The organism is Burkholderia sp. SRS-W-2-2016 (assembly GCF_001931485.1).
Classification (GTDB): Bacteria; Pseudomonadota; Gammaproteobacteria; order Burkholderiales; family Burkholderiaceae; genus Paraburkholderia.
Window position 1 is genome coordinate 70,207 of sequence record NZ_MSDV01000024.1, and the last position, 17,087, is coordinate 87,293.

Sequence of the window (17,087 nt, forward strand, 5' to 3'; positions counted from 1 at the left end):
AACGCGTACGAACGCGCGCTCGCTCGTATTCGCTGTTCTTCCACCGGGCTCACGCACGCAGCGTCGCGCGTCGTCTCAACCCATCACCGCATCACCGAATTTCGCACCGCCCAAAGCCGGTCCGCGTGCGTCGCCCCGAGCGTCTCTTCGATTGGAGGATCTGCCTTGCCCCGTATTACGTCCACCCGCTGGCTCGCTATCAGCGCGTGCGTCGCGGCTGTCTCAGTCACGGCGCTTTGCGCGGTGGCGCCGGCACGCGCGCAAACCGCGTTGCCCGCGACGACGTCATGGCTCGGCAACAGCTCGGGTTTCGGCGACGGCACGTGGACGCAGATCAATATCACCGCGATCGCGGTGAGCCCGGACGGCAAGGTCTATACGAACGCGCCGTGGGACGAAAGCGGCGCGGAGGCATCCGTCTATCAGGACGGCAAAATGCTCGGCTTCGCGGGCGGCACGCATGGCTGGGGCAATAGCGGCGGCAATGCGATCGCGGTCAACCGCAAGTACGTGTTCGTCGCGCTCGGCGTCGGCAACGAAAAGGGGCATCTGGTCGGCGCTGGCATATGGCCGGAGAAGGGCAGGCAATGGTTCGGCATTTCGCGGCGGCTGGTTAGCGATCCGAAACGCGTCGCGCCGTTCCAGCCTGCGGCCAATGCGGCCGACCCGCATGCGCAACTCGCGGCCGGCTTCCTGATGACGAACGACGTGCCGACCGGCACCGACGCCGGCACCGATGCCGCGCCCGGCGGCCTCGCGGCCAGCGCGACGACGCTGTACGTGGCCAATACCGCGCGCAATCGCATCGAGACCTACGACACCGAATCGATGCTGAAGAAAGCCGCGTGGGACGTGCCCGAGCCGGGCCGCATCGCGCTCGCGGCCGACGGCACGCTGTGGGTGCTGACCGGCACGCGCGGCGATGGCGCGCCCGCGATCGCGCACTACACGGCGGACGGCCGGCGCATCGACGAAAACTTCACGCTGCCGGCCGGCACGGTCGCGGTCGATCTCGCGATCGACGCGCAAGGCCGCGTGCTGATCGCCGACAACGGCCCGCGCCAGCAGGTGCTGTTCTTCAGCAAACGCGACGGCCGTTATAGCGAAACCGGCACGCTCGGCGAACGCGGCGGCATTTTTAGCGGCGTCGCGGGCAAGCCGGGACCCCAGCGCTTCAACGGCCTGACCGGCGTCGGCGTCGACGCGCACGGCAACGTGGTCGTATCGACCAACGGCATCGGTCCGCGTTACGCGCCGCTCGGCGCAGGTCTGGGCGCAACGCTCGAAAGCTATGCGCCCAGCGGCAAACGCAACTGGCAGGTACAGGGGCTGCTGTTCGTCGATGGCGCGTGGCTCGACCCCGCGCGGCCCGACAGCGTCTATACCGGCAACAAGCGCTTCGAACTCGATCTGTCGAAGCCGCCCGGCCAGGATTCGAAATACGTAGGGTTCCTGTCCAATCGCTTCAAGTATCCGGACGACCCGGTGTTCCACACCGACCAGTATCCGGGGCTGCCGATCGCTCGGCGCCTGAAGGGCCGCACGTTTCTGTATCTGACGGACATGTACGCGGACCATCTGAAGATCTATCGCTTCGATCCGCAACACGACGGCGAAACCTCGATTCCTTCCGGCCTGATCGCGGGCCGCGAGCGCGCGGTCGCGCAGGTGCCCAATGCGCCGCCCGGCGGCGACTGGATCTGGCGCGACGCGAACGGCGACGGCCGCATCGCGCCCGACGAATTCACGCCGAATACGAGCGGCACGAAGCTCGCCGGCGGCTGGGGCTGGTGGGTCGACACGGCCGGCGACATCTGGCGCGCACGCGACAACAAGGGGCTCTACCGCTTCCGCTTCGGCGGTCTCGACGCGCACGGCAACCCGCTCTACTCGTATTCGAACCTGACGCGCTACCCGGTGCCGCAGCCGTTCACCGAACTGCATCGCGCGCTCTACGACCCGACTACCGACACGCTGTACGCGACCGGCTACACCGCCGACGCGCCGTTCGAACGCGGCTTCTGGAAAGAGGTGGGGCGGGTGGTGGTGCGCTACGACAAATGGTCGAGCGGCACGCCGGTGCAGCGCTATGCAATCGCGCTGCCGTGGCGAACCGAGGACAAACCGATCGCGACGATCATCGGCCTCACCGTCGAAGGGCAATACCTGTTCGGGGTCGAGCCGGTCGGCACCGTGCATGTATGGGACAAGGACAGCGGCCGCGAACTCGGCGTGATCCGTCCGGGCCCGGAAGTAGGCCGCGCGTCGGGTTGGGTCGATGTGCCGAACGGAATCAGCGCGGCGCGGCGCAGCAATGGCGAATACCTGGTGTTCGTCGAGGAAGACGCGCGCGGCAAGGTGCTGATGTACCGCTGGAAACCGTGACGTGCTGTGACCCGTCGCGCGAATACCCCCGCAATTACCGCATAACCGAAGGGCTTCGATGGACAAAGGCATTCTCAGAAACGTAGCGATCAATTTCTTCGGGCTCGTGCTGCCGACCTTCGTGTCGCTCGTGACCGTGCCGTCGTATATCCGGCTGCTCGGCGTCGAGCGTTACGGCGTGATCAGTCTCGTCTGGACGTTGATCGGCTACTTCGGGATTCTCGATCTCGGCATGAGCATGGCCGCGCAGAACCATATTTCGAAGGCGCGCGCGTCCGGCGACCAGCACGAAAGCGCGCGCGTGTTCTGGAGCGCGACGTGGCTGAATCTGACGACCGGCGTGATCGGCGGCCTGATCATCTACTTCGGCGCGTTTCTATACACCGCGTACTTCACGAAGGTCTCGCCCGAGTTGCAGCACGAGGTCTATATGGCGCTGCCGTGGCTCGCGGTCGCGATTCCGATCGCCAATGTGTCGTGGGTGTTCGCCGGCGCGATCAACGGCGCGGAGCGCTTCGGCGTCTACAACACCAACCAGACGATCGGCACCTTCCTGTTTCAGCTGCTGCCGCTCGGCGCTGCGCTATGGCTCGGCGCGAACCTGCAGAACGTGCTCGCGGCGGCCGTGTTCGCGCGCATTCTGGCGGCCGTGCTGCTCGGCCGCTCGGCGCTGAAAGTGCTGGAAATACGCAGCATTCTTGCGCCGCAGCTCGGCGTCGCGAAGGGGCTGTTCAACTTCGGCGGCTGGATGCTGATCGCCAGCGTGACGACGATGGTCGCCGATTCGCTCGACCGCGTGCTGCTCGGCTCGCGCCTCGGTGCGCGTTTCGTCACTTACTACACGGTGCCGCAGAACCTCGTTACGCGACTGAACATCGTGCCGACCGCGCTGGTGCGCACGCTGTTTCCGCGTTTGTCCGCGGTCGGCCGCGCGGACGCCGACACGATCACCCAGCAGTCGCTCGAATTTCTCAACGGCGTGTTCACGCCGGTCGCGCTGGTCGCGATGCTGGTGCTCGAACCGTTCCTGCATCTATGGGTGGGCAGCGAGATCGCGACGGTCGCCGCTCCGGTGGGCCGCATCATGATCGTCGCCGTGTGGCTGGTCGGTCAGGCCAACGTCACGCGCATCCTGATCCAGTCGCAGGTCAATCCGGCCACCGCCGCGCGTATCGGTCTGCTCGAATTGCCGCTTTTTGCCGGCGCGCTGTGGTTCGGCATCAGCCATTACGGGTTGACCGGCGCGGCGGTCGCGGTCGCCGCGCGCGCGTTGTTCGACTACGCGCTGCTGCTTTATTTCGCGGCGATCCGCGCGCGCCAGATCGTGCTCGACATGCTCGCGCACCTCGCTTTCCTGCTCGCCAGCCTGTGGCTCGCGAGCTTCCTGCCGGGCCTCGTGCTCGCGCTCGCCGCCGGCGTGTTGATGGTCGGCGCGAACCTCGCGTGGTCGATCACGATGACGCCCGCTTTGCGCAATCTTGCGCGTTCACTGCTCCTGCGACTGAATCCGAGGAAAAGCGCATGAATCACGACGTCCTTGAAAAAAACCTGTTGAGGCCCGCGACGCGCAGCGCGCTCGACGAATTGACCCACGTGCCGGGTTCGCAGCCGCGCGCGCCGCGCGGCCCATTGCGCGCCGAAAAAAACGTGCGCATCGCGATCGTGCACGACTGGCTGGTCACCTATGCGGGCGCCGAGAAAGTACTCGAGCAGATGATCGCGTGCTTTCCGGACGCGGACCTGTTCAGCCTCGTCGACTTTCTCGACGACCGCAGTTTTCTGCGCGGCAAGCCGGTGACGACTTCGTTCATCCAGAAACTGCCGCGCGCGCGCAGCAAATACCGCGCGTATCTGCCGCTGATGCCGCTCGCGATCGAACAGCTCGACGTGTCCGCATACGACGTGGTGATTTCGAGCAGCCACGCGGTCGCGAAGGGCATTCTGACCGGGCCTGACCAGGTGCATATCAGCTACGTGCATTCGCCGATCCGCTATGCGTGGGATCTGCAGCATCAGTATTTGCAGCAGTCGAAGCTGACGCGCGGCCCGAAATCGGCGCTCGCGCGGCTGATCCTGCATTACATCCGCAACTGGGATATCCGCACCGCGAATTCGGTCGACAGCTTCATCTCGAACTCGGCATTCATCGCGCGACGGATCAAAAAGGTTTATCAACGCGATGCGCAGGTGATCTTTCCGCCGGTCGATGTCGATGCGTTCTCGCTGTGTACGCAGAAAGAAGATTTCTATCTGACCGCGTCGCGGATGGTGCCGTACAAGAAGATCGATCTGATCGTCGAAGCGTTCGCGCGGATGCCGGAGCGCAAACTGGTCGTGATCGGCGACGGGCCCGAGATGGCGAAGATTCGCGCGAAGGCGGGTCCGAATGTCGAGATCCTCGGCTATCAACCGTTCGAGGTACTGAAGGACCACATGAGCCGCGCGAAGGCATTCGTGTTCGCGGCCGAGGAGGACTTCGGCATTTCGGTGGTCGAGGCGCAGGCCTGCGGCACGCCGGTGATCGCGTACGGCAAGGGCGGGGCGCTCGAAACCGTGCGCGACCTGTCCGAGGCGCAGCCGACCGGGATGTTCTTCGATCGGCAGGATGCCGAAGCGATCGTCGCGGCGGTCGAGCGTTTCGACGAACTCGCGCAGCGCTTCATGCCCGCGGATTGCCGCGCGAATGCCGAGCAGTTTTCGGCCGCGCAGTTTCGCGAGCATTTGTTCGCGCACGTGCGCGCGGCGGTGCCGGCGCTGCGCGGCGCGACGTTGCCGACGTATGTGCGTTATGTGCCCGGCCTCGCGCAGAGCGAAGGCCCAGGCCAAGATCAACGCGAGCTCGACGCTGATCTGCCGCGCATTCTCGCGGTCGATCAAAGCGGCGTGCTCGGCGGCGCCGAACTGTCGCTGCTCGAAATCGTCAAGGCGTTGCGCTCGCGCGTCGAGGTCGTGCTGTTCGACGACGGGCCGTTTCGCAGCGCGCTCGCGAAGACCGGCGTCGCGGTCGACGTACTCGACGCCGGCGCGCTGAAAAACGTCCGCAAGCAGGGCGGCTCGCTGCCGAAGGGCCAGGCGTTGAAGGGGCTGCTCGCGCTGGTGCGGGCGACCGCAAAACGCGCTCGCTCCGCCGACGTGATCTACGCGAATACGCAACGCGCGATGGTGATCGGCGCGGTGGCCGGCAAGCTCGCGCGGCGCCCGGTGGTCTGGCATCTGCGCGATATCGTCAGTGCCGAACACTTCGGCGGCAAGCAGCTGGCCATCATCAAATGGTGCGCGCGGCTGGGGCTGAAACACGTGATCGCCAATTCCGCCGCGTCCGCGCAAGCGTTCGAGCAGCTCACGCAATTCGACAGCAAACGCATCGACGTGGTGTTCAACGGCATTTCGGCCGAACCGTTCGACGCATTGCGCGCGGTGCCGCAAGCGACGTTGCGCGAGCGTCTGAAGCTGCCGCGCGACGCGTTCCTCGTCGGCTCGTTCAGCCGGCTCGCGCGCTGGAAGGGGCAGCACGTGCTGCTCGAAGCGATGGTGCTCAATCCGCAGATGCATGCGGTGCTGGTCGGCGCGGCGCTGTTCGGCGAGGACCAGTACGAAGTCGAATTGCACGCGTTCGTGGCCGCGCACGGGCTCGGCGAGCGCGTGCATTTTCTCGGCTTCCAGCACGATATTCCCGCCTGCATGTGCGCGGTCGACGCGGTCGTGCATACGTCGATCACGCCCGAGCCGTTCGGCCGGGTGATCGTCGAAGGGATGCTCGCGCGGCGGCCGGTCGTCGCGGCGCGCGCGGGCGGTGTGCTCGAAATCATCGACGATCACGAAAACGGCATGCTGTGCACGCCGGGCGATGCGCACGCGCTCGCCGATACGCTCGCCGAATTGCGCTCGAACGACGAGTTGCGCGAGAAGCTGGTCGAGAACGGCTACCGGAGCGCGCTGAGCCGGTTCGGCACGCAGAGCTATGTGGATGGGGTCGCGCGGATTCTGAAGGACGTGGCGCGGACGTAAGGCGGCAGCGGGAGGTACGTCGGGACTTGCACCGATGCAGGTCCCGACAAAGCTGCGGAGTACTGCGTGATTACGGAGCGATCAGGGCAGGAACGAAGCTCATTCACGCAACGGCAGACAAGGACACGGCCGCTCGTTGAGCGCGAAACGGAGCGAACGCCGAATGGCATTCGCTCCGTTTTTTATGGCCTGTCGCTCTTATTGCGTGAGGCGCGCGGCGCTCACTGATCTGGATTTAAAACTCGCCGACCACTTCATCGCCGGCAATTCGACGACGCGGTAAAACACCCACGCGGCCGGCACCGCAACCAGCATATAAGCGAACGACGGCCAGATCGACATCTGCAGCGACGAGCGGAACAGCCACGACGACAGCAGCACGAAGATCGGCAGATGGATCAGATACAGCGAAAAGCTGAAGTCGCCGAAACGCGCGAGGATGCGTGAGCCGGCAGCCGCGAGGCCGTCCAGCAGCGCGCGTATTCCGCTCGCCGCCCGCTCTGCCAGCGCGCGCGGCGCCAGCGCCTTGTGCAGATAGCACGCGAACGCGAGCGCCCAGAACTGGAACGCGGCGTACTGGCCGAAATGAAACGCGACGCAACCGGCCGCGCCGAACGCCGCCGCGAGCCAGTAAAACCAGCCCGCTACACGCGTATTCGACGCGCGGCTCGCCTGCGCGTCGGCAATCCACGCGCCGAGCATCCACGAAAACCAGTACGACGTGAAGAACTGAATGTCATGGCGCTCCAGCACAAACGCGGACACGACATTGATCGCGGCCACGCCCGCCACCACCGCATTGATGCCAATGCGTCGCCGCAGCGCGAACAGCAGCGGATAGATCGCATAGAACTGCACTTCGAGCGACAGCGTCCACAGCGCGCCGTTCGAGCCATAGGTATTGCCGGCGACGCCCTGCAACGACAGCAGGTTGACGATAAACGTGCGCAGTCCGGTGTCGCCGATCTTGTGGCTGACCGGCGGCAGTTGCAGGCTCAGCGAATCGAGCGCGAACGTCAGCAGCAACGCGGCGAGCAGCACCGGATAGATCCGCGCGAAACGGCGCAGCCAGAAATGGCGTGCATCGAGCCGGTAAGCGGGATTGTCCGCGAGACGCATCGCACCGCCTCGGTGGATGCAGTAGCCGCTGATCACGAAGAAGATCGGCACGCCGGCCGAGCCCCATGCGATCGGGAAGGTCAGATAGGCGGCCAGCGCGCTCGGGCTGAACGAGCGGCCGACGCTGTGATAGAACGCCTGAATGCCGACCCATACCACCTGGCGGCAATGAAAGTACGCGACCAGCAACGCGGCGAAGCCGCGCATCGCGTCGATCAGGTGCTCCTTGCCGGCGCTCGCGGCACGAGCGTCGCCGCGCGCGCGGGACGATGCCGGCTGCGCGGAGCGTGCCGGTGGAGACAGGGGCAGGGATGAGCCGGCGGCATCCAGCACTGGATCGCTCATGGGCAGTCCTTATTTGAAGCGGGAACGGGATCGGGAGAAGGGGACCGGCAAACGCTATCACCGGGTCATGCTGTCAATCGTGCGGGCGCCCACAGTCGTGCGGGATCCAGCGTTAAAGATTGTCAGGACATGGCCGGCCGAATTAATTCGAATTCCGGCGCGGGGACACATCTCGTTGCTCGCTCGCGGTAGCGAAAACCGCGCGGCCCGCGAAATGCGCCAATCGATCAACGAATTGCGCCGCCGCACAGGTTGCCGCGCGATCTCCATGCTAAAACATCGCAGTCGGGAAAAAATCGATAAAAAATTGTCCGGCTAATTAGCCGGACTATCGATTTTGTGACGAGTTGTAATCGAGGATAAGAAAATGCGTTTTCGAATTATTTATCGCTTTTGTCATGTTAATTTGAGATACGGATTTTCTGACCCGAGGTCACGTGATGAACCTGCATTTGCTCGCCGGCGTCGCCGTGCTGCTGATCCTGATCGCCGCTTCGGCGTACCGCGATGCGCTGCGTAACGAGCCGATCCGCCGTTATCGCGCGAATCCGGGCAAGCTGCCGCCGGTCGACGAAGCGGAATGAATGACGCAAGGCCCGAGTCCCGTCAATACCGTGCGCAGCGACCTGTCAGCGGCACGGCCCGCATGTAAGAGTTTCATATTTATTCAATAGCCTCGCGCAGTGGCCTGAGTAACAATTACTCAATTTATTCCACTATCCGGCATCACGAAAATATGCCGATTATCGAATTAAATTGGAGAAAACGCCGCGCGTGAAGCCCGCGTTTTGCCGGTCCCATGCCTGCCGCGCGACTGGCCGCGGATGCGCGAATCCATCAACTTCTAACCGATGTGGGAATGTCTACCATGCTGAAAGTCACCAAAGCCGTGTTTCCCGTAGCGGGCCTCGGGACACGATTCCTGCCGGCTACCAAAGCAAGTCCGAAGGAAATGCTGCCGATCGTCGACAAGCCGCTGATCCAGTACGCGGTCGAGGAAGCGATCGCCGCCGGCATCACCGAGATGATCTTCGTGACGGGCCGCAGCAAGCGCGCAATCGAAGATCACTTCGACAAGTCCTATGAGATCGAATCCGAACTCGAAGCGCGCAACAAGCAGAAGCTGCTCGACCTCGTGCGCAGCATCAAGCCGGCCAACGTCGACTGCTTCTACGTGCGCCAGGCCGAAGCGCTCGGTCTCGGCCATGCGGTGCTGTGCGCCGAAAAACTGGTCGGCGACAGCCCGTTCGCGGTGATTCTGGCCGACGACCTGCTGCACAGCTCGAAGCCGGTGATGAGCCAGCTGGTCGATACGTTCAACCACTATCACAGCTCGGTGATCGGCGTCGAAACGATCGCGCGCGAAGACAGCCGCTCGTATGGCGTGGTCGACGGCCGCGAGTGGGAAGACAACGTGATCAAGATGTCGGGCATCGTCGAGAAGCCGGCGCCGAACGAAGCGCCGTCGAACCTCGGCGTGGTCGGCCGCTATGTGCTGATGCCGACGATCTTCAAGCACATCCGCGCGCTGAAGCCGGGCGCGGGCGGCGAACTGCAACTGACGGACGCAGTGCAGTCGCTGCTGACCGAAGAGCAGGTGCTTGCGTATCGCTACTTCGGCACGCGTTTCGATTGCGGCAGCAAGCTCGGTTATCTGAAGGCGACCGTCGAGTTCGCGCTGCGTCACCCGGAAGTGAAGGCCGATTTCGAAGCGTATCTGCAGGCTTATATGCAGAACGAAGTGGGCACGGCGGCGGATACCGCCGCGACGCAACTCGCGGTCGAGGCGATCTGAGCGTCGTATAGCGTATAGCGCATGCGTAGCGTCGCCACCAGCCCGGCTGGCTGGCGACGCTTGCTGCAACCGCTGCTACAACCGCCCGAGCGTGTGCCGGGCGATCATCAGTTCCTCGTTGGTCGGAATCACCCACACCTCCACCGCGCTTTGCGCATCGCTGATGCGCGGACCGTGGCGCGCGTTCGCGTCGTCGTCGAGCGACACGCCTAGCCACGTCGCCGCGCGGCACACGCGTTCGCGCACCGGCGCCGCATATTCGCCGATCCCGGCCGTAAACACGATCGCATCGAGCCCGCCGAGCGCGGCCGCGAGCGAGCCCAGTTCGCGCGAAATCCGGTAGCAGAACAGATCGACCGCTTCGGCGGCGGCCGGCGCATCGCTCGCGAGCAGCGTGCGCATGTCGCTGGAGATGCCGGAAACGCCGAGGAGTCCGGAACGTTTGTACAGCAGCGAGCCGATCGCGCTCGCGTCCATGTGCGCTTCCTCGATCATCCACAACACGACGCCCGGATCGAGACTGCCGGAGCGCGTGCCCATCACGAGTCCTTCGACCGCGGTGAAGCCCATCGTGCTGGCGACGCTGCGGTTCTCCGCGAGCGCGGTCATGCTCGCGCCGTTGCCCAGATGCAGCACCACGGTTCTGCCGCGCGCGGCGTGCTCGCTGTATTGCGGCAACACGCTCGCGATGTATTCGTACGACAGCCCGTGAAACCCGTAGCGCCGCACGCCCTGATCCGTGATGTCGGGCGGCAGCGCATAACGCGTCGCAACTGCCGGTTGCGTGTGATGGAACGCGGTGTCGAAACAGGCGATCTGCGGCAGTTGCGGATTGCGCGCGGCGATCGCGCGGATCGCCGCGAGATTGTGCGGCTGATGCAGCGGCGCGAGCGGCACCAGTTTGTCGAGCGCGGCCAGGACCTTGTCATCGATCAGCACCGGTTCGCCGTAATGCTCGCCGCCATGCACGACCCGATGGCCGACCGCGCGCAGCGTCGCGCCGCCCGCATGCGTGCGCAGCCAGTCGAACAGGAAGTCGAGCGCTTTTTCGTGCGGCAGCGACTCGCCGTCCGGCCAGCGCCGGTCCTCGATCACTTCGCCGTTCACGCGTTTGACCACCATCCGCGGCGCGGTGTACAGCTCTTCGAGCTTGCCGCCGGCGATCGGTTCGAGCGTCGTGCCGTCCACCGAAAAGCCCTGAAACTTGATGCTGGACGAACCCGAGTTGATGACCAGAATCACTTCCATGCGAGTCCCCTCAGACGATCGCCGCGGATAACTGTTCGCGCCGCGCGAGCGCGACCAGCGACGCGACCGCGCACGACGCGAGCCGGGTCAGCACCGAATCGGCGCGGCTCGTCAGAATGATCGGCACCTTTGCGCCGAGCACGATGCCGGCCGCATCCGCGCCGGCCAGAAACGACAGGCTCTTGGCGAGCACGTTGCCCGCTTCGAGGTCCGGCACCACGAGAATGTTCGCGCGGCCCGCGACCGGCGACGCGATGCCCTTGATCTGCGCGGCTTCGACGCTGATCGCGTTGTCGAGCGCGAGCGGGCCGTCGAGAATGCCGCCGGTGATCTGCTGGCGGTCAGCCATCTTGCACAGCGCGGCGGCGTCGAGCGTGGACGGCACTTTCGAATTGACGGTTTCCATCGCCGACAGGATCGCGACGCGCGCGGCCGGAAAACGCAGCGCATGCGCGAGGTCGATCGCGTTCTGCACGATGTCGCGTTTTTCGTCGAGCGACGGCGCGATGTTGACGGCCGCGTCGGTGATGATCAGCGCGTCCTCGCGGCCCGGCACGTCCATCACGAAGCAGTGGCTCACGCGCCGCTCGGTGCGCAGGCCGGTCGTGCGCGACACCACTTCGGCCATCAGTTCGTCGGTATGCAGCGAGCCCTTCATTAATGCCTGCGCGCGGCCTTCGTGCACCAGTTGCACGGCCGCGGCGGCCGCCGCGTGACTGTGCGGCGCGTCGACGATCGGCAGGTCGCCGAGTTCGAGCTTGCCGGCCTTCGCGGCGGCGACGATCTTCTCGCGCGGGCCGACGAGGATCGGCGCGATCAGGCCGAGCCGGGCCGCTTCGATGACCGACGCGAGGGAATCGTGATCGACCGGATGCGCGACCGCGGTCGGAGTGGGCGGCAGCGACGCCGCAAAGGTGACGAGTCGCTCGTACTTGTCGCGGTGATGTTCCATCGGCTGTCTCCTTGGCGGTTCCACGGTGGGGTGCGGGGTGAACGGCGGTGAAACGCTGATGCGCTGGGCGGGCGAGGGCGCCGGCGCGGCCCATTGCTGCGGCGCGTCAGTGCAGAGCAGTGTAGACGGTGGCCTGTGGGCTGGCAAACAGGAAAAAGCGGGAAAACGCAGGAAATCAGCGGGAAATACGTAGGAAGTAAGCGGCACATGGCTGGTGTGTCGGGCATGGCGAAACTTTGGCGGTTCCGCGCCCGACGCAGACCCCGGCGAGCAGGCACGAACCGCAGCAAACTGCCCGCTACGGAATGTGACACGCGCATGAAAAACGGGCGCCGCATTGCGCGGCGCCCGTCGTCGTTTTAGCCGGCCTTGCCCGCTAGCCGCAAGCGTGGGCCGTCGTCAGTCAGTAGCTAAACGGCCTCAACCCTGGCGCTTCACCTCGAGCCGGAACTTGTGCAGCAGCGGCTCGGTATAACCGCTCGGCTGCTCGCGTCCTTCGAACACCAGCGCCTGCGCGGCCTTGTACGCGATGCCGTCGAAGCCCGGCGCCATCGGCTTGTACAGCGGATCGCCGGCGTTCTGCTGGTCGACCACCTTGGCCATCCGCTTGAAGGTCTCCTCGACCAGCTCGCGTTGGATCACGCCGTGATACAACCAGTTGGCGATGTGCTGGCTCGAAATGCGCAGCGTCGCGCGGTCTTCCATCAGGCCGACGTTGTGAATGTCCGGCACCTTCGAGCAGCCGACGCCCTGATCGATCCAGCGCACCACGTAGCCGAGAATGCCCTGCGCGTTGTTGTCGACCTCGGCGCGGATTTCGTCGTCGCTCCACTGCGCTTTTTCGACGACCGGAATCGTCAGCAGGCCGTCCAGCAGTTCGTCGCGCAACTGCGCGTAGTCGGTGCGCTCCAGTTCCTGCTGAACCGCCTGCACGTCGATCTGGTGATAGTGCAGCGCATGCAGCGTCGCGGCGGTCGGCGAGGGCACCCACGCGGTATTCGCGCCGGCCTTCGGATGCGCGATCTTCTGTTCGAGCATCGCGTGCATCAGGTCCGGCATCGCCCACATGCCCTTGCCGATCTGCGAGCGGCCGCGCAGGCCCGCGGCCAGACCGACCAGCACGTTGCTGCGCTCGTACGAGGTGATCCACTTGCTCGACTTCATGTCGCCCTTGCGCATCATCGGGCCGGCCAGCATCGCCGAGTGCATTTCGTCGCCGGTGCGGTCGAGAAAGCCCGTGTTGATGAACGCGACGCGGGCCGATGCTGCGTCGATACACGCGAGCAGGTTCACGCTGGTGCGGCGCTCCTCGTCCATGATGCCCATCTTCAGCGTGTTGCGCGGCAGCTTGAGCAGATCTTCGACGCGCGCGAACAGCTCGCTCGCGAACGCGACTTCCGCCGGACCGTGCATCTTCGGCTTGACGATATAGATCGAGCCGGTGCGCGAATTGAGCTTGTTTTGACGGTCGCGCAGCGCGCACAGCGTGGTGATCACCGCGTCGAGAATGCCTTCCGGAATCTCGTGGCCGTCACGGGTCAGCACCGCCGGATTGGTCATCAGATGGCCGACGTTGCGGATGAACAGCAGCGAGCGGCCATGCAGCCTGACCTGCGACTTGCCGTTAGCGCCGGTGTATTCACGGTCCGGGTTGAGCCGGCGCGTGAAGGTCTTGCCGTTCTTCGTGACCTGTTCGGTCAGGTCGCCGTTCATCAGGCCGAGCCAGTTGCGATAGAGCTGGACCTTGTCGGTGGCGTCCACCGCCGCGACCGAGTCCTCGCAATCGATGATCGTGCTGACCGCCGCCTCGACCACCACGTCCTTCACGTGCGCGGCGTCGGTCTTGCCGATCGCATCGTTCGCGTCGATCTGGATTTCGGCGTGCAGGCCGTTGTGCTTGACCAGCACCGCCGACGGCGCGCTCGCGTCGCCCTGATAGCCGATGAATTGCGCCGGCGTCTTCAGGCCCGTGGTGCCGCTCTTCAGCGCGACGACCAGCTGGCCCCCTTCGACGCTATAGCGGGTCGCGTCCGCATGCGAGCCGTTCGCGAGCGGCGCGGCCTCGTCGAGGAACTTGCGCGCATACGCGATCACCGCGGCGCCGCGCACCGGGTTGAAGCCTTTCTGCTTTTCCGCGCCATTGCTTTCGGCAATTGCGTCGGTGCCGTACAGCGCGTCGTACAGGCTGCCCCAGCGCGCGTTCGCGGCGTTCAGCGCATAGCGCTCGTTCGACAGCGGCACGACCAGCTGCGGGCCGGCCTGTTCGGCGATTTCGCTGTCGACGTTCTCGGTCGTCGCCTTGACGCTCGCGGGCGCCGGCACGATGTAGCCGATCCCTTCGAGGAACGCGCGATACGCACGCAGATCGCGCACCGGACCCGGATTCGCGCGATGCCAGTTGTCGAGTTCGGTTTGCAGGCGGTCGCGCTCGGCGAGCAGCGCACGGTTTTTGGGCGCCAACTCGTGAACGAGGGCGTCGAAACCCGACCAGAAGGCGGCGCTGTCGATTCCGCTGCCGGGCAGGGCTTCGGTTTCAACGAACTGGTCGAGATTGGCGGCGACCTGCAGTCCGCCGCGCGGGTTCATCTGAGTCATCGACTGCTCCATCTGTTATGGGACCGATGAGGGGGCACCGGTCCGCGTTATGCCACGGATTGCCTTGCTGCGAGAGGGGTGCCGCAACGGCTGGTTGCGGCGGGTTTTGCTAAAGGGGTGCGGGGGCCGCCCGGTTGCTCGGCCGCTTAGCCGCGCTCAGCTATTGAGCGCCTGAATGCCGACTTTGGCGACCTGCGCGTCCTGCTCGGACTTGACGCCCGACACGCCGACCGCGCCGATCACCTGGCCGTCGACGACGACCGGCACGCCGCCTTCGAGCGTGCCGGCGAGCGGCGCGCTGAGAAACGCGGTGCGGCCGTTGTTGATCATGTCTTCGTAGACCTTGGTTTCGCGGCGGCCGAGCGCGGCGGTGCGGGCTTTCTCGGTGGCGATGTAGGCGGTGGACGGCGCCGCGCCATCGAGACGCAGCGATGCGAGCGGATGACCGCCGTCGTCGGCGATCACGATCGCGACGGCCCACTTGTTCTTCTCGGCTTCGGCGCGGGCGGCTTCGAGAATGCGGGTCGTTTCGGTGACGCTCAACACGGGTTTGCTCAGCATGATGTCTTCCTGTCCTGTCTTGTCTCGTTGATCTGGGGCTTGGCCGTTTCCAGCCAATGACCGCTCGTGCGACGCTGTCCCGTTCGGGCCGGCCCGTCCACGCTGCGAGAGGTGGAGCAAGCCGAGTGCGGCCGGGGGCGCGCGTTGGAACCGAAGATTCTACTGCCCCGCGCGCCGCTGCGAAACGGCGGCTTCCCCGGAGGCCCGCGCAGCCGCTGGCGGGCCTGCCGTGCAGCGCGCGGCGGCCGCGCCGACAGGTTGCGATATGTGTCGCCCGGTGGCGCCGAGCGTGCCGCCGGCCGACACCACAACGCCGCAACGCCGTGCGCGCAGCGCTTTACAATTGCGTTTCGACCAGAACATGCGTGCCGCGAGGCGCCCCCACCATGCCGACCATCAGCGAGCTTTTCGTCTACCCGATCAAATCCTGCGCGGGCATCGCGCTCAACGAGGCGCGCCTGCTGGCGACCGGCCTCGAATACGACCGCAACTGGATGATCACCGATCCGCACGGCGCGATGTACACGCAGCGCGCCTATCCGCGCATGGCGCTGATCAAGGTCGAACTCGGCGACGAAGATCTGGTGATCCGCGCGCCGGGCATGCGCGAGCTGCGCACGCCGCTCGACGCGGCCCGGCTCGCGCAAGCGCCGCGCGTCGAAACCTCGGTGTGGCGCGATGCGGCTTACGGGCTCGACACCGGCGACGAAACCGCCGCGTGGCTCAGCGAATTTCTCGACCTGCCGGCGCGGCTGTTGCGCTTCGATCCGCTGCGCGAGCGGATCGTCGATCGCGAGTACACGGAAAGCACCGGCGGCGCCACGACCTTTTTCGCCGACGGCTTTCCGCTGCTGGTGGTCGGCCAGGCATCGCTCGACGATCTGAACGCACGGCTGAACAGCAAGGGCGCGCCGTCGATTCCGATCGACCGGTTCCGGCCGAACATCGTGGTGGACGGGCTCGATGCGTATGAAGAGGATTTTGTGGAGACGCTGAGCGTGGCGGCCGGGACTGATGGTGCAAACGGTGTGAACGGCGCGAATAGCACGAACGGCGAGGCCGCCGTCGAGCTACGCCTCGTCAAGCTGTGCTCGCGCTGCCCGATGCCGACCGTCGATCAGGCCCGCGGCGCGCCCGATCCCGACTGGCCGAACGAGCCGACCGACACGATGCTCGGCTATCGCGCGAACGAGCGCTTCAATGGCGCGGTCACGTTCGGCAACAACGCGCTGATCGCGAGCGGCGCGGGCGCGTGGTTGCGGGTCGGGCAGGAGGTCGAGGCCGAGTTGGGGTTCGGGGATTGAGGTGACGGCGTTTCAATTCAAGCCGCGTACGCGATCGCTTCCGCCGGCTGCGCGTGCGCAGTTTCAGCATGCTGTTGGGCACTTTCGCCGACAGCATCGCCAACCAGAATCACCGCCGGGCTGCCGAATCCGGCGCTCATCGCATCGGCGGCCAGCCGGTCGAGCCGCGTGACCAGCCGCCGCTCATCGACGCCGCCCGCCCACTGCACGACCGCCGCCGGCGTCGCGGCCGGCAGATGCGCGAGCAACGCGGCCGCGATCTGCTCGATGCGCCGCATGCCCATATAGATCGCGAGCGTCGTGCGGGTTGCCGCGAGCGCGGCCCAGTCCGGCTCGCCGTGATCTTCGGTGTGCGCGGTGACAAAGCTCACGCCGTGACAATGCCGCCGATGCGTAAGCGACATCCCGAGCGAAGCCGCGGCCGCGAAACCCGACGAAATCCCATTGACGATATCGACCGCGATGCCCGCGTCGCGCAGCACCGCGATCTCTTCGCCGGCGCGGCCGAACAGCAGCGCTTCGCCGCCTTTCACGCGCACCACGTGCACACCCTTCAGCGCATAACGGCGCATCAAACGTTCGATGAACGCTTGCGGCGTCGAACGGCAGCCGCCGCGTTTGCCGACGCGGATCACCCGCGCTTGCGGCGCGAGCGTGACGATTTCCGGATTGGCGAGGTCGTCGAGCAGCACGACGTCGGCGGCGGCCAGCGCCTTGACCGCTTTTAGCGTCAGCAGGTCGAGGTCGCCTGGGCCGGCGCTCAGCAGTGTGACTT

General features: G+C 65.6%; 13 protein-coding genes. 7 read left to right on the forward strand and 6 right to left on the reverse strand.

The window, feature by feature from the left end; genetic code table 11:
• The first annotated feature begins 165 nt into the window (after positions 1-165).
• The 3 genes from BTH42_RS35430 to BTH42_RS12375 are packed head-to-tail and all read left to right on the forward strand — an operon-like array spanning position 166 to position 6,393.
• Positions 166-2,385: a hypothetical protein gene (locus tag BTH42_RS35430; RefSeq protein WP_075299593.1), complete on the forward strand. Its 2,220-nt coding sequence runs from the start codon at positions 166-168 to the stop codon at positions 2,383-2,385.
• A gap of 58 nt (positions 2,386-2,443) precedes the next feature.
• Positions 2,444-3,910, forward strand: a complete 1,467-nt coding sequence (locus BTH42_RS12370) for a flippase (RefSeq protein WP_075299595.1) — start codon at positions 2,444-2,446, stop codon at positions 3,908-3,910.
• Positions 3,907-6,393 carry a glycosyltransferase family 4 protein gene (locus tag BTH42_RS12375; protein ID WP_075299597.1) on the forward strand — a complete coding sequence of 829 codons (2,487 nt, stop codon included), beginning with the start codon at positions 3,907-3,909 and terminating at the stop codon, positions 6,391-6,393. The genes BTH42_RS12370 and BTH42_RS12375 overlap by 4 nt, the downstream gene beginning before the upstream one ends.
• 198 nt (positions 6,394-6,591) lie before the next feature.
• Here BTH42_RS12375 and BTH42_RS12380 read toward each other — a convergent pair whose 3' ends face one another.
• The gene (locus BTH42_RS12380) at positions 6,592-7,857 is read right to left on the reverse strand and encodes an acyltransferase (protein WP_075299599.1); all 1,266 of its coding nucleotides are present in this window, start codon (positions 7,855-7,857) and stop codon (positions 6,592-6,594) included.
• Here BTH42_RS12380 and BTH42_RS34800 point away from each other — a divergent pair.
• The 3 genes from BTH42_RS34800 (at position 7,856) to galU (ending at position 9,652) form a co-directional block, all read left to right on the forward strand.
• Positions 7,856-8,176, forward strand: coding sequence for a hypothetical protein (locus tag BTH42_RS34800; protein ID WP_143752026.1), 321 nt, complete (start codon positions 7,856-7,858; stop codon positions 8,174-8,176). The two genes, BTH42_RS12380 and BTH42_RS34800, sit on opposite strands and share 2 nt — an antisense overlap.
• Before the next feature lie 121 nt (positions 8,177-8,297).
• Positions 8,298-8,441 (forward strand): hypothetical protein, encoded by a 144-nt coding sequence (locus tag BTH42_RS35435; RefSeq protein WP_178392157.1) that lies wholly within the window; start codon positions 8,298-8,300, stop codon positions 8,439-8,441.
• 284 nt (positions 8,442-8,725) lie between these two features.
• Positions 8,726-9,652 carry a UTP--glucose-1-phosphate uridylyltransferase GalU gene (galU, locus tag BTH42_RS12385; RefSeq protein WP_075299601.1) on the forward strand — a complete coding sequence of 309 codons (927 nt, stop codon included), beginning with the start codon at positions 8,726-8,728 and terminating at the stop codon, positions 9,650-9,652.
• A 75-nt stretch (positions 9,653-9,727) separates the two neighbouring features.
• Here the strand turns inward: galU and BTH42_RS12390 are convergent, their stop codons facing one another.
• From BTH42_RS12390 to BTH42_RS12405, 4 genes are all read right to left on the reverse strand, one after another.
• Positions 9,728-10,900, reverse strand: coding sequence for an acetate/propionate family kinase (locus BTH42_RS12390; protein WP_075299603.1), 1,173 nt, complete (start codon positions 10,898-10,900; stop codon positions 9,728-9,730).
• A gap of 10 nt (positions 10,901-10,910) precedes the next feature.
• Positions 10,911-11,852 (reverse strand): phosphate acetyltransferase, encoded by a 942-nt coding sequence (locus BTH42_RS12395; RefSeq protein ID WP_075299605.1) that lies wholly within the window; start codon positions 11,850-11,852, stop codon positions 10,911-10,913.
• A 420-nt stretch (positions 11,853-12,272) separates the two neighbouring features.
• On the reverse strand, positions 12,273-14,447 hold the full coding sequence (locus BTH42_RS12400; RefSeq protein WP_075299615.1) for a malate synthase G: 2,175 nt from the start codon (positions 14,445-14,447) through the stop codon (positions 12,273-12,275).
• A gap of 156 nt (positions 14,448-14,603) precedes the next feature.
• The gene (locus BTH42_RS12405) at positions 14,604-15,008 is read right to left on the reverse strand and encodes a heme-binding protein (protein ID WP_075299607.1); all 405 of its coding nucleotides are present in this window, start codon (positions 15,006-15,008) and stop codon (positions 14,604-14,606) included.
• Between the two features lie 386 nt (positions 15,009-15,394).
• Here BTH42_RS12405 and BTH42_RS12410 point away from each other — a divergent pair, with 386 nt between their 5' ends.
• Positions 15,395-16,312 carry an MOSC domain-containing protein gene (locus tag BTH42_RS12410; RefSeq protein WP_075299609.1) on the forward strand — a complete coding sequence of 306 codons (918 nt, stop codon included), beginning with the start codon at positions 15,395-15,397 and terminating at the stop codon, positions 16,310-16,312.
• Positions 16,313-16,329: 17 nt separating this feature from the next.
• Here the strand turns inward: BTH42_RS12410 and cobA are convergent.
• The coding region (gene cobA / locus BTH42_RS12415; protein ID WP_075299611.1) for a uroporphyrinogen-III C-methyltransferase at positions 16,330-17,087 on the reverse strand (758 nt) is incomplete at its 5' end.

Bases quoted from the DNA above. Each gene is read 5' to 3' on its own strand.
- BTH42_RS12405 (WP_075299607.1), bottom strand. From the start codon at position 15,008: ATGCTGAGCAAACCCGTGTTGAGCGTCACCGAAACGACCCGCATTCTC.
- BTH42_RS34800 (WP_143752026.1), top strand. From the start codon at position 7,856: ATGGGCAGTCCTTATTTGAAGCGGGAACGGGATCGGGAGAAGGGGACC.
- BTH42_RS12410 (WP_075299609.1), top strand. From the start codon at position 15,395: ATGCCGACCATCAGCGAGCTTTTCGTCTACCCGATCAAATCCTGCGCG.
- BTH42_RS12400 (WP_075299615.1), bottom strand. From the start codon at position 14,447: ATGACTCAGATGAACCCGCGCGGCGGACTGCAGGTCGCCGCCAATCTC.
- BTH42_RS12380 (WP_075299599.1), bottom strand. From the start codon at position 7,857: ATGAGCGATCCAGTGCTGGATGCCGCCGGCTCATCCCTGCCCCTGTCT.
- BTH42_RS12375 (WP_075299597.1), top strand. From the start codon at position 3,907: ATGAATCACGACGTCCTTGAAAAAAACCTGTTGAGGCCCGCGACGCGC.
- BTH42_RS12395 (WP_075299605.1), bottom strand. From the start codon at position 11,852: ATGGAACATCACCGCGACAAGTACGAGCGACTCGTCACCTTTGCGGCG.
- BTH42_RS35435 (WP_178392157.1), top strand. From the start codon at position 8,298: ATGAACCTGCATTTGCTCGCCGGCGTCGCCGTGCTGCTGATCCTGATC.
- galU (WP_075299601.1), top strand. From the start codon at position 8,726: ATGCTGAAAGTCACCAAAGCCGTGTTTCCCGTAGCGGGCCTCGGGACA.
- BTH42_RS12390 (WP_075299603.1), bottom strand. From the start codon at position 10,900: ATGGAAGTGATTCTGGTCATCAACTCGGGTTCGTCCAGCATCAAGTTT.
- BTH42_RS12370 (WP_075299595.1), top strand. From the start codon at position 2,444: ATGGACAAAGGCATTCTCAGAAACGTAGCGATCAATTTCTTCGGGCTC.